Annotated in this window: 19 protein-coding genes; 7 read left to right on the forward strand and 12 right to left on the reverse strand. The window is 59.9% G+C overall.

Translation table 11 applies throughout. The features are described from left to right. Positions 1–66 precede the first annotated feature (66 nt). The 4 genes from NPS46_RS04655 (at position 67) to NPS46_RS04670 (ending at position 3,554) form a co-directional block, all read left to right on the forward strand. Positions 67–1,878: a penicillin-binding protein activator gene (locus NPS46_RS04655; protein WP_274105234.1), complete on the forward strand. Its 1,812-nt coding sequence runs from the start codon at positions 67–69 to the stop codon at positions 1,876–1,878. Further along, on the forward strand, positions 1,878–2,249 hold the full coding sequence (locus tag NPS46_RS04660) for a YraN family protein (RefSeq protein WP_274105235.1): 372 nt from the start codon (positions 1,878–1,880) through the stop codon (positions 2,247–2,249). Before NPS46_RS04655 ends, NPS46_RS04660 begins: the two co-directional genes overlap by 1 nt. Before the next feature lie 136 nt (positions 2,250–2,385). Continuing rightward, positions 2,386–2,979, forward strand: a complete 594-nt coding sequence (locus NPS46_RS04665; RefSeq protein ID WP_274105236.1) for a phosphoheptose isomerase — start codon at positions 2,386–2,388, stop codon at positions 2,977–2,979. Then, entirely contained in the window at positions 2,976–3,554 is a 579-nt protein-coding gene (locus NPS46_RS04670) for a BON domain-containing protein (RefSeq protein WP_274105237.1), read from the forward strand. The genes NPS46_RS04665 and NPS46_RS04670 overlap by 4 nt, the downstream gene beginning before the upstream one ends. Before the next feature lie 47 nt (positions 3,555–3,601). Here the strand turns inward: NPS46_RS04670 and NPS46_RS04675 are convergent, their stop codons facing one another. The 7 genes from NPS46_RS04675 to rplM form a co-directional block, all read right to left on the reverse strand. Further along, entirely contained in the window at positions 3,602–4,012 is a 411-nt protein-coding gene (locus tag NPS46_RS04675; RefSeq protein WP_274105238.1) for a ClpXP protease specificity-enhancing factor, read from the reverse strand. Positions 4,013–4,029: 17 nt separating this feature from the next. Then, positions 4,030–4,647, reverse strand: a complete 618-nt coding sequence (locus tag NPS46_RS04680) for a glutathione S-transferase N-terminal domain-containing protein (RefSeq protein ID WP_274105239.1) — start codon at positions 4,645–4,647, stop codon at positions 4,030–4,032. Between the two features lie 178 nt (positions 4,648–4,825). Then, positions 4,826–5,605 carry a cytochrome c1 gene (locus tag NPS46_RS04685; protein WP_274105240.1) on the reverse strand — a complete coding sequence of 260 codons (780 nt, stop codon included), beginning with the start codon at positions 5,603–5,605 and terminating at the stop codon, positions 4,826–4,828. Further along, positions 5,605–6,816, reverse strand: coding sequence for a cytochrome b (locus tag NPS46_RS04690; RefSeq protein WP_274105241.1), 1,212 nt, complete (start codon positions 6,814–6,816; stop codon positions 5,605–5,607). The genes NPS46_RS04685 and NPS46_RS04690 overlap by 1 nt, the downstream gene beginning before the upstream one ends. Next, positions 6,816–7,409, reverse strand: a complete 594-nt coding sequence (gene petA / locus NPS46_RS04695; protein ID WP_274105242.1) for a ubiquinol-cytochrome c reductase iron-sulfur subunit — start codon at positions 7,407–7,409, stop codon at positions 6,816–6,818. The genes NPS46_RS04690 and petA overlap by 1 nt, the downstream gene beginning before the upstream one ends. Positions 7,410–7,664: 255 nt before the next feature. Next, the gene (gene rpsI / locus NPS46_RS04700; RefSeq protein ID WP_274105243.1) at positions 7,665–8,057 is read right to left on the reverse strand and encodes a 30S ribosomal protein S9; all 393 of its coding nucleotides are present in this window, start codon (positions 8,055–8,057) and stop codon (positions 7,665–7,667) included. 14 nt (positions 8,058–8,071) lie between these two features. Then, positions 8,072–8,500, reverse strand: a complete 429-nt coding sequence (gene rplM / locus NPS46_RS04705) for a 50S ribosomal protein L13 (RefSeq protein WP_274105244.1) — start codon at positions 8,498–8,500, stop codon at positions 8,072–8,074. 248 nt (positions 8,501–8,748) lie between these two features. On the opposite strand from rplM, the gene NPS46_RS04710 reads away from it, so the two are divergent. Beyond that, positions 8,749–9,789, forward strand: a complete 1,041-nt coding sequence (locus NPS46_RS04710) for an NADP(H)-dependent aldo-keto reductase (RefSeq protein WP_274105245.1) — start codon at positions 8,749–8,751, stop codon at positions 9,787–9,789. A gap of 55 nt (positions 9,790–9,844) precedes the next feature. Here NPS46_RS04710 and NPS46_RS04715 read toward each other — a convergent pair whose 3' ends face one another. Continuing rightward, the gene (locus NPS46_RS04715; protein WP_274105246.1) at positions 9,845–10,981 is read right to left on the reverse strand and encodes an acyl-CoA dehydrogenase family protein; all 1,137 of its coding nucleotides are present in this window, start codon (positions 10,979–10,981) and stop codon (positions 9,845–9,847) included. 245 nt (positions 10,982–11,226) lie between these two features. Between NPS46_RS04715 and NPS46_RS04720 the strand changes: the two genes are divergently transcribed. Beyond that, a complete protein-coding gene (locus NPS46_RS04720; protein WP_274105394.1) occupies positions 11,227–12,123 on the forward strand; it encodes a GlxA family transcriptional regulator in 897 nt (298 codons plus the stop codon). Positions 12,124–12,168: 45 nt separating this feature from the next. Here the strand turns inward: NPS46_RS04720 and zapE are convergent, their stop codons facing one another. The 3 genes from zapE to NPS46_RS04735 form a co-directional block, all read right to left on the reverse strand. Then, positions 12,169–13,263 (reverse strand): cell division protein ZapE, encoded by a 1,095-nt coding sequence (gene zapE, locus NPS46_RS04725; RefSeq protein ID WP_274105247.1) that lies wholly within the window; start codon positions 13,261–13,263, stop codon positions 12,169–12,171. Between the two features lie 86 nt (positions 13,264–13,349). Beyond that, entirely contained in the window at positions 13,350–14,705 is a 1,356-nt protein-coding gene (locus NPS46_RS04730) for a tryptophan--tRNA ligase (RefSeq protein ID WP_274105248.1), read from the reverse strand. A gap of 24 nt (positions 14,706–14,729) precedes the next feature. Further along, positions 14,730–15,359, reverse strand: coding sequence for an alpha/beta hydrolase (locus tag NPS46_RS04735; RefSeq protein WP_274105249.1), 630 nt, complete (start codon positions 15,357–15,359; stop codon positions 14,730–14,732). Positions 15,360–15,508: 149 nt separating this feature from the next. Between NPS46_RS04735 and NPS46_RS04740 the strand changes: the two genes are divergently transcribed. Beyond that, a complete protein-coding gene (locus NPS46_RS04740) occupies positions 15,509–15,949 on the forward strand; it encodes a YhcB family protein (protein WP_274105250.1) in 441 nt (146 codons plus the stop codon). A gap of 76 nt (positions 15,950–16,025) precedes the next feature. On the opposite strand, the gene NPS46_RS04745 is transcribed toward NPS46_RS04740, so the two are convergent. Further along, a complete protein-coding gene (locus NPS46_RS04745; RefSeq protein ID WP_274105251.1) occupies positions 16,026–16,730 on the reverse strand; it encodes an OmpA family protein in 705 nt (234 codons plus the stop codon). Positions 16,731–16,771 lie beyond the last annotated feature (41 nt).

The following is a 16,771-nucleotide window of genomic DNA, read 5'->3' on the forward strand; positions in this document are numbered from 1 at the left end:
ATCGCGCCCCGGCCAGTGCTTGGGTACAATTCCCCGCTTATTTGCTTGAGTATCAGGAACACTTAAATGATCGCTTGCCTGCGGCTGTTCTCTGCCCTCTGCCTGGCTGCCTTATTGGCCGCTTGCGCCAGCTCGCCCTCGTCAAGCCTTGGCGAACTTCCACGGACCCCGGATGCCAGCATCGAGCACCTCCTCGACCAGGCGGCAGCCGCCAAAAGCCCGGACAAGGCGGCCCTGTTGCGCCTGAGCGCTGCCGACCAGGCCTATCGCCAACAGGACGCCGGTCGCGCTGCGCAGATCCTCGCGCAAGTGCCGCTGGAACAACTCAAACCCGCTCAACAGGTATTTGCCAGCACCCTCGCGGCCGAACTGGCCATGGTGCGCAACCAACCCAAAGCCGCCCTCAGCGCTCTGAACCACCCGAGCCTGGAGCGCCTCGCCGAACTGCCGGTGGACCAACAGGTGCGTACCCAGACCGTACGCGCCCGCGCCCTTGAAGCCGACGGCCAGGTCCTGGCCGCAGCGCGCGAGCGTATCTTCATCGCCCCGTTGCTCAGCGGCGCTGCCGCCAGCAGCAATCACGAAGCCATCTGGGCACTGATCGCCACCCTGCCCGCCGAACAGCTCCAGGGTACCGGCAATGACGACCTGGGTGGCTGGATCAGCCTGGCCCAGGCCGTGAAAAGCGCCGCAACCCTGGAACAGCAGCAGGCCGCCATCGACACCTGGCGCGCCGCAAACCCCAAGCACCCGGCGGCACTGCAACTGCCCCAGCCACTGATCAAGCTCAAGCAACTGACCAGCCAGCCCCTTAACAAGATCGCGGTGCTGCTGCCGCAGGACGGTCAGCTGGCCTCCGTCGGCCGGGCCTTGCGCGAAGGTTTTATCGCCGCTCACTACCAAGCCCAGCAAGCCGGCCAGAAACCGCCAAGCATCGAGTTCTATGACAGCTCGCGCCTGACCTCCCTGGACGACTTCTATCGCAAGGCCCAGGCCGCCGGCGTGCAACTGGTCGTCGGCCCGCTAGAGAAACCACTGGTCAAGCAGCTCAGCGCCCGCGCCCATTTGCCAATCACCACGCTGGCCTTGAACTACAGCGAAACCGAGCAGAATCCGCCACAGCTGTATCAGTTCGGTCTGGCTGCCGAAGACGAAGCCCGGGAAGTCTCGCGCCGCGCGCGTGCCGACGGCCTGCATCGCGCCGCAGCCATGGTGCCGAAAGGCGAATGGGGCGACCGCGTACTCAAAGCCTTCCGCCAGGACTGGGAAGCCAATGGCGGCACTGTCGTCGGTGTCGAACGCATCGACCAGCCGGTCGCCCTGGCCCAACAGATCGCCGATCTGTTCCAACTGCGCCAGAGCGAAGGTCGCGCCAAGAGCCTGCAAAGCACCGTGGGCGGCCAGGTCGCCGCCCAACCGTCGCGCCGCCAGGACATCGAGTTCATCTTCCTGGCCGCCACGCCGCAACAAGCCCAGCAGATCAAGCCCACCCTGAACTTCCAGTACGCTGGCGACGTGCCGGTGTATGCGACCTCCCACCTGTTCAGTGCCAGTGGCGATCAAGCGCAATACAACGATATGAACGGCATTCGCTTCTGCGAAACCCCATGGCTGCTCAATGCCAACGACCCTTTGCGCCAGCAAGTTGCCGCCCAGTGGCCACAAGCCAATAGCAGCCTGGGTCGCCTCTACGCCATGGGCATAGACGCCTACCGCCTGTCCTCCCGCCTGGGCCAGCTCAAGGCCTTGCCGGACAGCCGCGTGGACGGGCTCTCGGGCGTCCTGAGCATCACGCCGAGCCAACGGGTACAACGCCAACTGCCGTGGGCCGAGTTCGTCAACGGCCAGGTACAGCGCCTGCCCGACACCGCCTACTGATGCCGGAGCGACCCACCCGGCAACGCGGCAAGGATGCGGAGGGCCAAGCCCTCCTGCATCTACAACAGCACAGCCTGCACCTGCTGGCGCAGAACTGGCTATGTAAACGCGGCGAGCTCGATCTGGTCATGCTCGACGCAGATACAGTAGTATTCGTCGAAGTCCGCTTCAGGCAACACCGGCAATGGGGCGGCGCAGTCGACAGTGTCGATGCACGCAAGCGGGCCAAGCTGATTATGGCCGCGCAGTATTTCCTGCAATGCGAGCCACGCTGGGCCAATTACCCCTGCCGCTTCGATGTCGTCGCGATAGAAGGCCGCCTTGACGAGCCGCCTCGATTGAATTGGATACGGAACGCATTCGACAGCTGACTCCACTTCAATGAATCACCCCCTTTATCAACGAATTTCGCTTTTTGCTTTTGCGGGCTGCACATTACATGTGCCGGGCAGCCGCCGGGATTGCCCGGCTTGCGCCCGACCAGCCGCCCTACTGAAGGTCACATAGATGGACATGCAATCCCGAATTCGCCAGCTTTTCCAGGCCAGTATCGACACCAAGCAGCAGGCGATGGACGTACTTGCACCGCATATCGAGCAGGCCAGCCAGATCATGGTCAACACCTTGCTCAATGAAGGGAAAATGCTCTCGTGCGGCAATGGCGGCTCGGCCGGGGACGCCCAGCACTTCTCCTCAGAGCTGCTCAACCGCTTCGAGCGCGAGCGGCCAAGCCTGCCGGCCATCGCCCTGACCACCGACACCTCGACGATCACCTCGATCGCCAACGACTACAGCTACAACGAGATTTTTTCCAAGCAGATCCGCGCCCTGGGCCAGCCCGGCGACGTACTGCTGGCGATCTCTACCAGCGGTAATTCGGCAAATATTATTCAGGCCATCCAGGCCGCACATGATCGCGAAATGATTGTCGTAGCATTGACCGGCCGCGATGGCGGCGGCATGGCGTCGCTGCTGCTGCCCGAGGACGTCGAGATTCGCGTCCCGGCCAATGTCACCGCACGTATCCAGGAAGTCCACCTGCTGGCGATCCACTGCCTCTGCGACCTGATCGACAGCCAATTGTTCGGGAGTGAAGAATGATCCGTAATCGCCTCAGCCTGCTGGCCCTGACGCTGTGCCTAGGCATCAGCGGCTGCAGCTCCGTACTGACCGCCACCCGTGAAAATCCGATCGAGGATGATCGCGGCACGCGCACCCTGGGCAGCAAGATCGACGATTCGCTGATCCAGACCAAGGTCGAGGTCAACGTCGCCAAGGCCAACCCCGACCTCGACAGCGGTTCGCATATTGTCGTGACCAGCTACAACGGCATTGTCCTGCTCGCCGGCCAGACTCCGCGCCCCGACCTCAAAGCCCAGGCCGAACAAGCCGCAGCCGCGGTTCAGCGAGTCAAGAAGGTCCACAACGAGCTGCAGATCCTCCCCCCCTCCTCACTGCTGGCACGACAGAACGATGCCTGGCTGACCACCAAGATCAAGACCCAGATGCTGGCCGACAACAGCATCCCCGGCTCACGGATCAAGATCGTCACCGAAAATGGCATCGTCTATATGCTCGGCCTGCTGACGCAGCAAGAAGCGACACGCGCGACCAACCTGGTCCAGGGCGTAGCGGGCGTGCAGAAAATCGTCAAACTGTTCGAATACATCGACTGAGCGAACAGGCAGACACAAAAAAGGCGACCCTCGGGTCGCCTTTTTTATTACTTCACCACTTTCAGGCTGGGTCGCCCGCTTGGACGTGGCGGCTCGGGTTGCGGCGCGCCATCGTCATCCGGCTCGTCGTCATCCTCAGCCTCCAGGGAAGGCTCCAGATCAAATACCATACCCTGCCCATTCTCCCGGGCGTAAATCCCCAGGATCGCGCCTACAGGCACATACAGTGAATGTGGCACGCCGCCGAAACGCCCTTCAAAACTGACGGCATCGTTATCCATGTGCAGATGACGGACCGCGCTGGGCGACACGTTAAGGACAATCTGCCCGTCGTTGGCAAACCCTTGCGGTACCTGCACCGCCGGGAATTCAGCATTCACCAGCAAGTGCGGGGTGCAATCGTTATCCACAATCCACTCATAGAGCGCACGGACCAGATAAGGTCGACTGGAGTTCATAAGCGGCTCCTTAAGCCTTAGCGCATGTCACGTTCGACACCAGACAGACTCGCCTGGAAAGCCTCACGCGCAAACTGGCGCTCCATATAATCAAGCAGCGGCTTGGCCGGCCGCGGCAGTTCGATGCCCAGAATCGGCAATCGCCACAGAATTGGCAAGAGACAGCAATCGACCAGGCTCTGCTCTTCACTCAGGAAGAACGGCTTATCGGCAAACAGCGGAGAAACCCCGGTCAGACTCTCGCGCAGTTCCTTGCGCGCCTGGACCCGAGCAGGCTCTTTGGTACGAGCGTCGAGAATCAGGTCCACCAGCCCGCACCAATCACGCTGGATCCGATGGATCAGCAGACGGCTATTGGCACGCGCCACCGGATAGACCGGCAGCAGCGGCGGATGGGGGTAACGCTCATCCAGGTACTCCATCACCACCGTTGACTCCCACAACGCCAGGTCACGATCGACCAGCGTTGGCAGGCTGCCGTAAGGGTTTACCTCGATCAGCTTCGGCGGTTGACGCCCCGCCTCCACGCTGATGATTTCAGCGCTAACGCCCTTCTCCGCCAGTACGATCCGCACTCGGTGGGAATAGTGGTTGGCGGGGTCGGAGTAGCAGGCCAACCGATTGGTCGCGCCCATGGCGATCCTCCTCGCTTGTTGAAATTATCGGAAGCAGAAAAACGAACGCGCCCAAAGGGCGCCTCACGTAACGCCTGGACAGGCATCGGATAGAACTCATCCGACCCTCTGCCAGGAACGTTACACCTTCAGAGACACCCTAGGGCGCGTGCGTTAGACAGCAATTATTACAGCAGTATCAATGGATATCTTTCCAGTACTCGCGCTTAAGCAGATACGCGAAGACGAAGAAGAAGGCCAGGTACAGCAATACATAGGTGCCAATACGCTGATGCTCCAGCTTGACCGGGTTGGCCGAGTAAGCCAGGAAGGTCACGAGATTCTTGATCTTCTCGTCGAACTGTTCCTCGGTCAACGCGCCGCTTTTCGGCACGATGGTCAGCTGGTCGCAGGCTTCATGAGTCAGAGGCGTGCCCGTCAGCGGATCATACTGCTTCTTGCCGTTCTCGACGATCGGTACCTGTTTGCAACCCACGACCTGACGACCTTGCAGGCCCGACAGCACGTTTGGCATACCAACGTTAGGGAAGACCTTGTTGTTCACACCCCAAGGACGGCTCGGATCTTCGTAGAACGCACGCAGGTACGAGTACAGCCAGTCGGTACCACGAACACGAGCGACCAGCGTCAGGTCCGGTGGCGCAGCACCGAACCAGGCTTTGGCGTCTGCCGGCTGCATGCCGATATTCATGTGGTCGCCAATCTTGGCACCGGTGAACACCAGGTTCTTGAGCATCAGGTCATGGGGAATACCCAGATCGTCGGCTACGCGCTCATAGCGCTGGAACTTGGCACTGTGGCAACCCATGCAATAGTTGGCAAAGGTACGCGCACCGTCCTGCATTGCAGCTTTATCGGACACATCAATATCGACGTGATCGAGCTCCACACCGTGTTCGGCAGCGAAGGACAACGAAGGCAATACAGCGAGCATCAATACTGCAAATAGCTTTTTCATCAGCCAGTCACCCTTTCCGGAACCGGTTTGGTCTTCTCGAGCCTGGTGTAGAAAGGCATCAGAATGAAGTAGGCGAAATACAGGAAGGTACATACCTGCGACAGCAGCGTACGCGCTGGCGTTGGCGCCAGAACACCGAGTACACCAAGGATCACGAAGGAAATGCAGAACACCCAGAGCCAGACCTTGCTCATCCAGCCCTTGTAGCGCATGGACTTGACCGGGCTACGGTCGAGCCAAGGCAGGACGAACAGCACGGCAATCGCAGCACCCATGGCGATTACACCCAGGAGCTTGTCAGGGACAGCCCGCAAAATGGCGTAGAACGGGGTGAAGTACCAGACCGGGGCAATGTGCTCAGGCGTCTTGAACGCGTTCGCCACTTCGAAGTTTGGCTTCTCGAGGAAGTAGCCACCCATCTCAGGGAAGAAGAACACGATCGAGCAGAAGATAAACAGGAACACCACCACGCCGACGATATCTTTCACGGTGTAGTAAGGGTGGAACGCGATACCGTCCAGCGGTACGCCGTTCTCGTCCTTGTGCTTCTTGATATCCACGCCATCCGGGTTGTTCGAACCCACTTCGTGCAGCGCCAGGATGTGCAGCACCACCAGACCCAGAATCACGATCGGCAGAGCGACCACGTGCAGGGCGAAGAAGCGGTTCAGGGTAATGCCGGAGATCAGGTAGTCACCACGAATCCACTGAGTCAGGTCGTCACCGATAACCGGGATCGCACCGAACAGCGAGATGATCACCTGCGCACCCCAGTAGGACATCTGGCCCCAAGGCAGCAGATAGCCCATGAAGGCCTCGGCCATCAGCGCCAGGTAGATCATCATGCCGAAGATCCACACCAGCTCACGCGGCTTCTGGTACGAACCGTAGAGCAAGCCACGGAACATGTGCAGATAGACCACGATAAAGAACGCCGAGGCGCCCGTGGAGTGCAGCAGACGCAGGATCGAGCCATACTCGACGTCGCGCATGATGTATTCGACCGAAGCGAATGCCTCTTCAGCCGAAGGGTTGTAGCTCATGGTCAGCCAGACACCGGTCAGGATCTGGTTAACCAGAACGAGCAGCGCCAGGGAGCCAAAGAAGTAGAAGAAGTTGAAGTTCTTCGGGGCGTAGTACTTGCTGAGATGGTCTTCCCACATTTTGGTCGCGGGAAAGCGCGCATCAACCCAATCCATGAACTTACTCATCACGCTTTCTCCTGATCGACGCCGACGACAATGATCTCGTCCGACTCATAGGAATGCGGAGGGACCGGCAGGTTCAAAGGCGCAGGCTGCGACTTGTAAACCCGGCCCGCCAGATCGTAGTGGGAACCATGGCAAGGGCAGAAATAACCACCTACCCAATCCTTGCCCAGATCCACAGGCGCCACTTCCGGACGGAAGGTCGGCGAGCAGCCCAGGTGCGTGCACAGACCAACCAGGATCAGAATCTCTGGCTTGATCGAGCGCACTTCAGGGTCGACATAAGTCGGTTGTACGGAGTTCTTGGACGTAGGATCGGACAGTTGCCCCTCGATCTTTTTAAGATTCCCCAGAATCTCTTCAGTCCGGCGGACAATGAATACCGGCTGACCACGCCACTCAGCAATCAATTGCTGACCCGGCTCGACCTTGCTGATATTGACCTTCACCGGTGCACCTGCGGCCTTCGCCTTGGCACTGGGGAACCATGACCCCACGAACGGGACCGCCGCCCCCACCGCTCCTGCAGCACCCACCACGGACGTGGCTGCTACGAGGAAGCGACGCCGGCCTGCATTCACGCCGTCATTGCTCATTCAGTCCTCTCCCATCAGCTTTGTGGCCTGTTAAATCAGGCATCTACTAAGTAAAAATCTGAACTTATAAAAATTTTGCAGAATGGTAATGAAAAGCCCCTATTCTGACAAGGTAATTACCACCCCTGCTCAGCGCCAAGCCTTGCAGTATAGGGGGTCTGGAGATGTGGCAAGTTGTCACACCAAAAATAACCCCCCATAAAAAACGCCCAACTCCGTAAGGAAGCTGGGCGTTTTTTTGAACGAAGAAACGAATTAACGCTTCGAGTACTGCGGACGCTTACGCGCTTTACGCAGACCGACTTTCTTACGTTCAACTTCACGAGCATCGCGAGTCACGAAGCCGGCTTTGCGCAGAGCGCCGCGCAGCGATTCGTCGTAGTCCATCAGAGCGCGAGTGATGCCGTGGCGGATTGCGCCAGCTTGACCACTTACACCGCCGCCGATGACGGTGACGTAGATGTCGAACTTCTCGACATTCTCAGTCAGTTCCAGCGGCTGACGAACTACCATGCGGGCAGTTTCGCGACCGAAGAACGTCTCCAGGGTGCGGTTGTTGATGGAGATCTTGCCAGTGCCCGGACGCAGGAAAACGCGTGCGGTTGCAGTCTTGCGACGGCCAGTGCCGTAATTTTGAGTCGCCGACATAATGAACTATTCCGTTAAATCTTCAGTTCTTGGGGCTGCTGAGCAGTATGAGGGTGAGCAGCGCCCGCATAGACTTTCAGCTTACGGTACATGTCGCGACCCAGCGGGTTCTTAGGCAGCATGCCTTTAACCGCGGTCTCGATCACGCGCTCAGGGGCTTTAGCAATCAGCTTATCGAAGCTGATCGACTTGATGCCGCCCGGGAAACCGGAGTGGGAGTAGTACATTTTGTCAGTGGTCTTAGCACCGGTAACACGGATTTGCTCAGCGTTGATAACAACGATGTAGTCACCGGTGTCAACGTGCGGAGTGTATTCCGGCTTGTGCTTGCCACGCAGACGGCTCGCGATTTCGGTGGCCAGACGACCCAGGGTCTGACCAGCAGCGTCGACGACGAACCAATCGCGCTTTACTGTTTCTGGTTTAGCAGTAAAAGTTTTCATTCTTTATAGCCTCAGGGGCCGCCCTGATAAATAAGACGGCGGATCTTACTGAATAGTGCGTACTTTGACAAGGTCAAAGGCAGCCGGATACAGACGCTATCGGGGGCTCGGGTCGGCGCGTCCGGTATACGGCAAGATTCTTCGGCAGGCGGCGCATCACTTCCACTGCAGAAAGAGCTGCGGAATTATGCAGATTGCGAAAAAAATTTCAACCTGCTTTTATCAATGTTTTGCCGAAGGAGTACCCGATGGACTATCGCAAGCTGGGCCGAACCGACCTGAATGTGAGTGCGATCTGCCTGGGCACCATGACCTGGGGCGAGCAAAACACCCAGGATGAAGCCTTCGCCCAGATCGAACGGGCCAAGCACGCTGGCATCAATTTCATCGACACCGCCGAGATGTACCCGGTGCCGCCCAAAGCCCAGACCTATGGCACTACAGAGCGCTACATCGGCAACTGGTTCAAGGCCCGTGGCGACCGCAGCGACTGGATCCTGGCCAGCAAGATCGCCGGCCCCGGCAACACCATCGACTACATTCGCGACCAACAGCTCAAGCATAACCGCCAGCATATCGTCCAAGCCCTGGATGCCAGCCTCAAGCGCCTGCAAACCGACTGGATCGACCTTTACCAACTGCACTGGCCCGAGCGCAGCACCAACTTCTTCGGCCAACTGGGCTACAAGCACCAGGCCGACGAAGACTTCACCCCGCTGGAAGAAACCCTCGAAGCCCTCGACGAACAGGTCAAGGCCGGCAAGATCCGCCATATCGGCCTGTCCAACGAAACGCCTTGGGGCACCATGAAATTCCTGGCCCTGGCCGAAAGCCGCGGCTGGCCGCGGGCCGTCTCAATCCAGAACCCCTACAACCTGCTCAATCGCAGCTTTGAAGTCGGCCTGGCAGAAATCGCCCTGCGCGAGCAATGTGGCCTCCTCGCCTATTCGCCCCTGGCATTCGGCATGCTTTCGGGCAAATACGAAGGAGGCGCGCGTCCGGCCAAGGGCCGTTTGAGCCTCTACAGCCGCTTTACACGCTACTTCAACCCGCAGTCGGAAGCCGCGTGCAGCCGCTACGTCGCCCTCGCTCGCGCGCACGGCCTGGACCCGGCACAAATGGCGCTAGCCTTCGTGACCCAGCAGCCTTTCGTGACCAGCAATATCATCGGCGCCACCAGCCTCGAACAACTGGACAGCAATCTGGCCAGCTTCGAGCTGAAACTGTCGGATGATCTGCTAGCCGGCATCGAAGCCATCCACAAAGACCACCCAAACCCCGCGCCGTAACGCGCCCCGTCAATACTCGGCCCGCAAAGCACCCGCGTAACGGGCCGATCTCGCACTAGAGCGAGCGGGCGATGATTTCCTTCATGATTTCGTTCGTCCCGGCATAGATGCGCTGCACCCGCGCATCGGCCCACGCCCGGGCGACCGGATACTCCCACATGAACCCGTAGCCGCCATGCAGTTGCACGCACTCGTCGAGCACCTTGCACTGCAGGTCGGTGCCCCAATACTTGGCCATGGCCGCGGTCGGCACATCGAGCTGGCCTTGCAGGTGCAGTTCCAGGCAGCGGTCGACAAACACCCGACCGATCTGGATCTCGGTGGCCATTTCCGCCAGTTTGAAACGGGTGTTCTGGAACTCGGCGATCGATTTGCCAAACGCCTTGCGATCACGGGTGTAGTCCAGCGTCCATTGCAAAGCCGCCTCGGCCGAGGCCAGACCACCAATCGCCACCGTCAGACGCTCCTGGGGCAGTTCCTGCATCAGATAGGCGAAGCCCATACCGGCCTGTCCCAACAGGTTTTCCTTGGGCACGCGCACATCTTGGAAGAACAACTCGGAGGTGTCCTGGGCCTTCATCCCAACCTTCTCCAGGCGCTTGCCCTTGGCGAAGCCCGGGGTATTGGCTTCCACCAGAAACAGGCTGGTGCCCTTGGCGCCGGCCTTGGGGTCGGTCTTGGCCACAACGATCACCAGGTCGGCCAGAAAGCCGTTGGTGATAAAGGTCTTCGAGCCATTGAGCACGTACTCGTCACCCTCCAGCACCGCCGTGGTCTTGACGCCCTGCAGGTCGGAGCCGGCGCCCGGCTCGGTCATGGCAATTGCCGTGACCATCTCGCCGCTGACCAGGCGCGGCAGGTACTTGAGTTTCAACGCCTCGCTGCCGTAATGCAGGATGTAGGGAGCAACGATGTCCGAGTGCAGGGAGAAGCCGATACCGGTCAATCCCAGGCGCCCAATCTCCTCGATCACCACCGTGCTGTAGAGAAAATCCGCCGCCATCCCACCATAGGCCTCGGGCAAATGGGAGCAAAGCATCCCCGCCTCCCCCGCCTTGTTCCACAACTGGCGGTCGATATAGCCCTGTTTTTCCCATTGCCCATGGAAAGGCACCGCCTCCTGTTCAAGAAACCGGCGAACACTGTCGCGAAAGAGTTCGTGCTCGGAGCTGAACAAGGTTCTGGGAATCATGCGCTCACCTGTAAAAGACACTGAGGCCGGAATTGGCCTCAAGAGCCTATGTCAGCGACCTGCAGCGGACCACTGGACACATCCGCCAAAAAATAAGACGATCCAGCCGCTTGATGACCACTTTCCCCTATAAGAATAAGTAAACCATGCCGAACCATCGCACCACGCCTTTGCGGCGCGTCAGCATCCTGGCCATCGATCAGGTATTCGCCTCGACCCTGATGCAGGCCAAGGACTTTTTCTACCTGGCCAGCCTGCGCTACGGCAAGCAACTCGGCCAGGGCCTGACCCCGGCGTTCGAAACACGCCTCGTCAGTCCGGACGGCCAGCCCGTCGCCAGTTTCAGCAAGGTGATCCTCCCGGTTGACGGCGGGCTCGAAGACACCGACGTGATCATTCTTCCCGCCTTCTGGGACGACTTCCAATCGCTGTGCCAACGCTACCCCCAGGTCATGCCCTGGCTACAAGCCCAGCATGCCCGCGGCGCGGTGCTGTGCGGCGAAGCCACTGGCGTGTTCTGGCTGGCCGAAGCCGGCCTGCTCGACGGCAAGGAGGCGACCACCTACTGGCGTTTCTTCAGCGCCTTCAGCGAACGCTTCCCCAAGGTGCAGCTCAACCAGGACAAGCACCTGACCGACGCCGACAACCTCTACTGCGCCGGCGGCACCACCTCGGCCTGCGACCTTTATATCTACCTGATCGAGCGTTTCTGCGGCGCCAATGTGGCCCAGGCTGTGGCCCGGGACATCCTTTACGAAGTGCAGCGCAACTATGCGCCCGGACGCATCGGCTTTGGCGGCCAGAAGCTGCACCAGGACATGATCATCCTGCAGATCCAGCAATGGCTCGAGGACCATTTCGCCGATAAATTCCGCTTCGAGGACGTTGCCCGCGAGCATGGCATGAGCATTCGCAATTTCATGCGGCGCTTCCAGACCGCGACCGGCGACAAACCGCTGCACTACCTGCAGCGCCTGCGGATCGAAACAGCCAAGGGCCTGTTGTCAGGCAGCCGCAAGAGCATCAAGACCATCAGTTACGAGGTGGGCTATGACGATGCGAGTTTCTTTGCGCGGCTGTTCAGGCAGCACACCGAGCTGTCGCCGAACCAGTATCGGCAGCAGTTCCAGCAGGCGGCGTGAGAAGGGCAATCGCGAGCGGCCGACAGGTCGCTCGCGATGGAAGGACTAAGGCTTGTGGGCCCGCGACAGGAATTCGTGGGACTGCATTTCCAACAGGCGGCTGAGGGTCCGCTGGAACTCGAAATTCAGCCGACCACCGGTATAGAGGTCCTTCAGCTCGACCTCGGCGGAAATGATCAGCTTGACGTTGCGATCGTAGAATTCATCGACCATGTTGATAAAGCGCCGGGCGATATCGTCGGTGGTCACGCCCATCTGCTCGACACCACTGAGCAGGACAGCGTGAAAGATCTTGCCCAACTCGATGTAGTCGTTCTGGCTACGCGGACCGTCGCACAGTTCACGGAAATCGAACCAGGCCACGTCGTCGCAGGTACGCAATGCACGAATTTCGCGGTTTTCGATGATCAACACATCATTTTCCACCGCCTGGGTGCATTCCGGTGTCAGTGCACGGAAGCTTTTTCGCAGGCTTTCGTGAGCCGCTTCATCCAGCGGGTAATGGAACAGTTCCGCCTGCTCCAGATGGCGCAGACGGTAGTCGACGCCGCTGTCGACATTGACGATATCGGTGTTCTGCTTGATCAGCGCAATGGCGGGCAGGAAACGCGCACGTTGCAGGCCATCCTTGTACAGACCGTCGGGAACGATGTTCGAGGTCGCGACCAGGGTCACGCCATTCTTGAACAGCTCTTCCATCAGCGTGCCGAGGATCATGGCGTCGGTGATATCGGAAACGAAGAACTCATCGAAGCAGATCACCCGTGCCTCGTCGGAAAACCGCTTGGCGATAATCGTCAGCGGGTTTTTCTCGCCGGGCAGGGTCTTCATTTCTTCGTGCACGCGCTTCATAAAGCGGTGGAAGTGCGTACGCACCTTCTGCTTGAACGGCAGCGCTTCGAAGAAGGTATCGACCAGGTAGGTCTTGCCGCGACCCACCCCGCCCCAGAAATACAGGCCCTTGACCGGCGCCTGGTCCTTCTTGCCAAACAGTTTGCCGAACATCCCCGGCTTGTTCTGCGAGGCCATGACCAGATCGTCGTACAGGCGCTGCAAATGACGCACGGCAGTTTCCTGCGCAGCATCATGGAAGAAGTCGGGGCGCTTCAGATCAGCTTGATATCGTTCTAGGGGCGTCATAATTCGTTAGCAAGGCAACAAAAACGGGCCGTCACTGTAGCGACGGCCCCGCAGAATGGCAATTAACCTTGGTCGCAGAACGATGATTAGTCGTCCTGTGGCGCCAGTGCGACGCGCAATGCCGTGATCGCGGCATCGCGTGCAGCCACATCGGCGAATGCCGGGCTGTCGGCCACACACTGGTCCTGCAACCAGACGCTAAAGCTCAGCTCGGCGCTGCGCACATCCAGCGGTTCGCCCGCCTGCAACTGCTTGGTCACCGCGCCAGCCGCCTTGCCATCGGCAAAGTTGCGCGAGAGCAGCAGTTGCTCGCCATCGGCTGCCAGCAGGCGGAAACGGAAGCTGCCGTCGTCTTCGCGAAAGCTGACAAAGCGCGCAGCCTTGGCGACTTTCTTCTTGGTCGCCGCAACGCCCTGGCTCTGGTTGACGAAAGAACGCAGACCCACGGCTTCGCGCAGCTCGTTGAGGAACGGGGTGGCGACGTTACGCGCTTTCTGCGCACCGGCCAGGAGGATGTCCTCCAGGTCCGCCGGCCGCTCCAGCAGTTGATGGTAGCGCTCGCGGGCCTCGCTCAGATCACTGTCGAGCAGTTGGAACAAGCGCTGCTTGGCTTCGCCCCAACCGATCCCCTGGAGCAGGTCGGCACGGAATTCGGCAGCCTGCTCAGCCGTGGCAAATGCCTGGTACAGAGTGAACAGGTGGGCGTTATCCGGGTCCTTGGCTTCGCCAGGGGCACGCGAGTCAGTGACGATCCGCGAAATCGCCTCTTTCAAGTCCTTGGCGCTGCTGAACAACGGAATGGTGTTGTCGTAGCTTTTGGACATCTTGCGCCCATCAAGGCCTGGCAGCGTGGCCACGCTCTCTTCGATCAGCGCTTCAGGCATCACGAAGAATTCCTTGCCATGCCCGAACAGGTGGTTGAAACGCTGGCCGATATCACGGGCCATTTCAACGTGCTGGATCTGGTCACGACCCACCGGGACCTTGTTCGCGTTGAACATCAGGATATCCGCAGCCATCAGCACCGGATAGCTGTACAGGCCCATGGTGATCCCGGCGTCCGGGTCTTCACCGGTCTCGACATTCTTGTCCACCGAAGCCTTGTAGGCGTGGGCGCGATTGAGCAACCCCTTGGCCGCGACACAGGTCAGCAACCAGGTCAGCTCGGGGATCTCGGGGATATCCGACTGGCGATAAAAGGTCACCCGATCCACATCCAGGCCACCGGCCAACCAGGTCGCGGCGATTTCCAGGCGCGAGCGCTGGATGCGCTGCGGGTCATCGCACTTGATCAGGGCGTGGTAGTCGGCCAGGAAGTAAAAGGAGTCGGCATTGCTGTCGCGGCTGGCGCGAATTGCCGGACGAATGGCGCCGGCGTAGTTGCCCAGGTGCGGCGTGCCAGTGGTCGTGATGCCTGTGAGGATACGGGTACGAGTGGTCATGGGTAATCGCTTGTCTGACTGCAGTCAATTCGAGAGGCGCGGCAGGACCAGATCCTTGAGATCGGTCAGCTTGCCATGAAAAAAGTGCCCGCATTCTGCCACTTTCAGCAGCTCATGTGGACGGGTGAGCGCGGCGGACCAGTCATAGACGGCCTGGGGCTCGACGACTTCGTCGGTTTCCGGCTGGATCACCGTCAATGGACACTGGGCAGGCAGGGCGTCCTGGTCACGCAAGCGCATGACGGCAGGGGCGACCATAAACAAGCGCGCCAGTTTGTCACCCTGGGCTTCCAGACGCCCACCCAGGCTGGCGGCGACAAAACCACCAAAGGAGAATCCCAGCAGTGTCATCGGCAGGTCCGGGTAGCGCGCACGTAGCCAGGCCGCGGCCGCCTGCGCATCGTCGACTTCGCCCGTGCCCATATCGTGCGTGCCGGCACTGGCGCCCACACCGCGATAGTTGAAGCGCAAGGTCACCAGCCCGGCATCACGCGCGGTGCGTTGCAGGGTCGAGACGACTTTATTGAGCATGGTGCCGCCCTGCACCGGGTTGGGATGGCAGATCAGCGCCAGGCCCCGCGGTTCGGCGTTATCCAGGTACAAGGCTTCCAGTTGGCCGACAGGGCCATCGATGACAACAGGGGTTTCACGCATAAGCAAGGAAGGAACTCCGTGACCTCTCAAGGGGTCGACTCGTCTAGCTAAAAATCTGTGCCTGATCATGATTGCGAGCTTAGATCGCGGTATACAGCGCAGGTCCGAGCCGTTAACGTAAAGCAAAGCCGTTTATAGAGGAAGGACTCGTGGAACACTCGCTCTTAGTTTGGTTGTTGCCGACTCTTGCCCTGGTTGCTGGTGTCGCTATTGGATTCCTGGTCGCTCGTCTGCTGCCCAACGCCGCCCCCAGCAGCACGCAGCGGCAACTGGACGATATCCAGGAACGTTTTGACAGTTATCAGAACGAGGTGGTTACCCACTTCAACAGCACCGCCAACCTGGTGCAGAAACTCACCCAGAGCTATCAGGAGGTCCAGGAGCACCTGGCCGAAGGCGCCAACCGCCTGGCGCTCGACGAGCAGACTCGCCAACGCCTGCTGGCTGCCCTGCACGCCGACGCCGCCCAAGCGCCACGCGAGCGCCTGACCCCGCCACGGGGCGACCAGGAGCCGCCACGTGACTACGCGCCCAAGGCGCCCAACGCCCCCGGCATGCTCGATGAGCATTATGGCTTGAAGAAGTCCTGAGAGCCCAGTCGGCGCTCACTAAAAAGCCCGCTCGATCCTGGATCGAGCGGGCTTTTTCACGCCCAGCGTTCAGGGCTTATTGCTGGTACTGCTGATACTGCTGGCCAGGGATCGGCTTGAGATTGACCTCTACCCGACGGTTCTGCGCACGACCATTGACGTCGGCGTTGCTGGCAATCGGATTATCCGGGCCGGCACCGCGTGCACTCAGGTTGGCCGGGCTGACACCCTGGGATGTCAGGTAGGTCGCCACGCTCTGCGCGCGCTGATAGGACAGGTCCATATTGTGCTGACGGCTGCCGGTGCTGTCGGTATAGCCGACAATCTCGATGGCGTTCTGGTTGAACTCGCGCAACGAGTTAGCCAGGTTGTTCAGCGGCTGGTAGAAGCTGCTGGCAATCGCTGCCGAGTCCGTGGCGAAGGTGATATTGCCCGGCATGATCAGCTTGATCTGATCGCCCTGGCGCTGCACTTCGACCCCGGTATTGGCCATGCTCGCGCGCAGCTTGGCTTCCTGCTTGTCGGCGTAGTAGCCGTAACCGGCGGCGGATGCGCCCACAACGGCGGCGCCGATCAGCGCGCCCTTGCCACGGTTGTTGTGATCGATGGCAGCGCCCGCCAATGCGCCGGCCAGGGCGCCAAGGCCGCCGTACTTGGCGGTTTTGCTCATCCCCGAGGACTGATCCGCCTGGCCCTGATTGTCATAGGGATTAGGCGAGGCGCAGCCGGCCAACAGGGCAACAGCGGTAGCGACAATTATCAAGCGAGGCGTAGTGAACATGGGTGAAGCTCCTACTTTTACATTCTGTGGTGCAACGGACG

Source organism: Pseudomonas putida (assembly GCF_028682395.1).
GTDB classification, from domain to species: domain Bacteria; phylum Pseudomonadota; class Gammaproteobacteria; order Pseudomonadales; family Pseudomonadaceae; genus Aquipseudomonas; species Aquipseudomonas putida_AB.

Coding starts and splice junctions, on each gene's coding strand:
- NPS46_RS04655 (WP_274105234.1), top strand. CDS start 67: ATGATCGCTTGCCTGCGGCTGTTCTCTGCCCTCTGCCTGGCTGCCTTA.
- NPS46_RS04660 (WP_274105235.1), top strand. CDS start 1,878: ATGCCGGAGCGACCCACCCGGCAACGCGGCAAGGATGCGGAGGGCCAA.
- NPS46_RS04665 (WP_274105236.1), top strand. CDS start 2,386: ATGGACATGCAATCCCGAATTCGCCAGCTTTTCCAGGCCAGTATCGAC.
- NPS46_RS04670 (WP_274105237.1), top strand. CDS start 2,976: ATGATCCGTAATCGCCTCAGCCTGCTGGCCCTGACGCTGTGCCTAGGC.
- NPS46_RS04675 (WP_274105238.1), bottom strand. CDS start 4,012: ATGAACTCCAGTCGACCTTATCTGGTCCGTGCGCTCTATGAGTGGATT.
- NPS46_RS04680 (WP_274105239.1), bottom strand. CDS start 4,647: ATGGGCGCGACCAATCGGTTGGCCTGCTACTCCGACCCCGCCAACCAC.
- NPS46_RS04685 (WP_274105240.1), bottom strand. CDS start 5,605: ATGAAAAAGCTATTTGCAGTATTGATGCTCGCTGTATTGCCTTCGTTG.
- NPS46_RS04690 (WP_274105241.1), bottom strand. CDS start 6,816: ATGAGTAAGTTCATGGATTGGGTTGATGCGCGCTTTCCCGCGACCAAA.
- petA (WP_274105242.1), bottom strand. CDS start 7,409: ATGAGCAATGACGGCGTGAATGCAGGCCGGCGTCGCTTCCTCGTAGCA.
- rpsI (WP_274105243.1), bottom strand. CDS start 8,057: ATGTCGGCGACTCAAAATTACGGCACTGGCCGTCGCAAGACTGCAACC.
- rplM (WP_274105244.1), bottom strand. CDS start 8,500: ATGAAAACTTTTACTGCTAAACCAGAAACAGTAAAGCGCGATTGGTTC.
- NPS46_RS04710 (WP_274105245.1), top strand. CDS start 8,749: ATGGACTATCGCAAGCTGGGCCGAACCGACCTGAATGTGAGTGCGATC.
- NPS46_RS04715 (WP_274105246.1), bottom strand. CDS start 10,981: ATGATTCCCAGAACCTTGTTCAGCTCCGAGCACGAACTCTTTCGCGAC.
- zapE (WP_274105247.1), bottom strand. CDS start 13,263: ATGACGCCCCTAGAACGATATCAAGCTGATCTGAAGCGCCCCGACTTC.
- NPS46_RS04730 (WP_274105248.1), bottom strand. CDS start 14,705: ATGACCACTCGTACCCGTATCCTCACAGGCATCACGACCACTGGCACG.
- NPS46_RS04735 (WP_274105249.1), bottom strand. CDS start 15,359: ATGCGTGAAACCCCTGTTGTCATCGATGGCCCTGTCGGCCAACTGGAA.
- NPS46_RS04745 (WP_274105251.1), bottom strand. CDS start 16,730: ATGTTCACTACGCCTCGCTTGATAATTGTCGCTACCGCTGTTGCCCTG.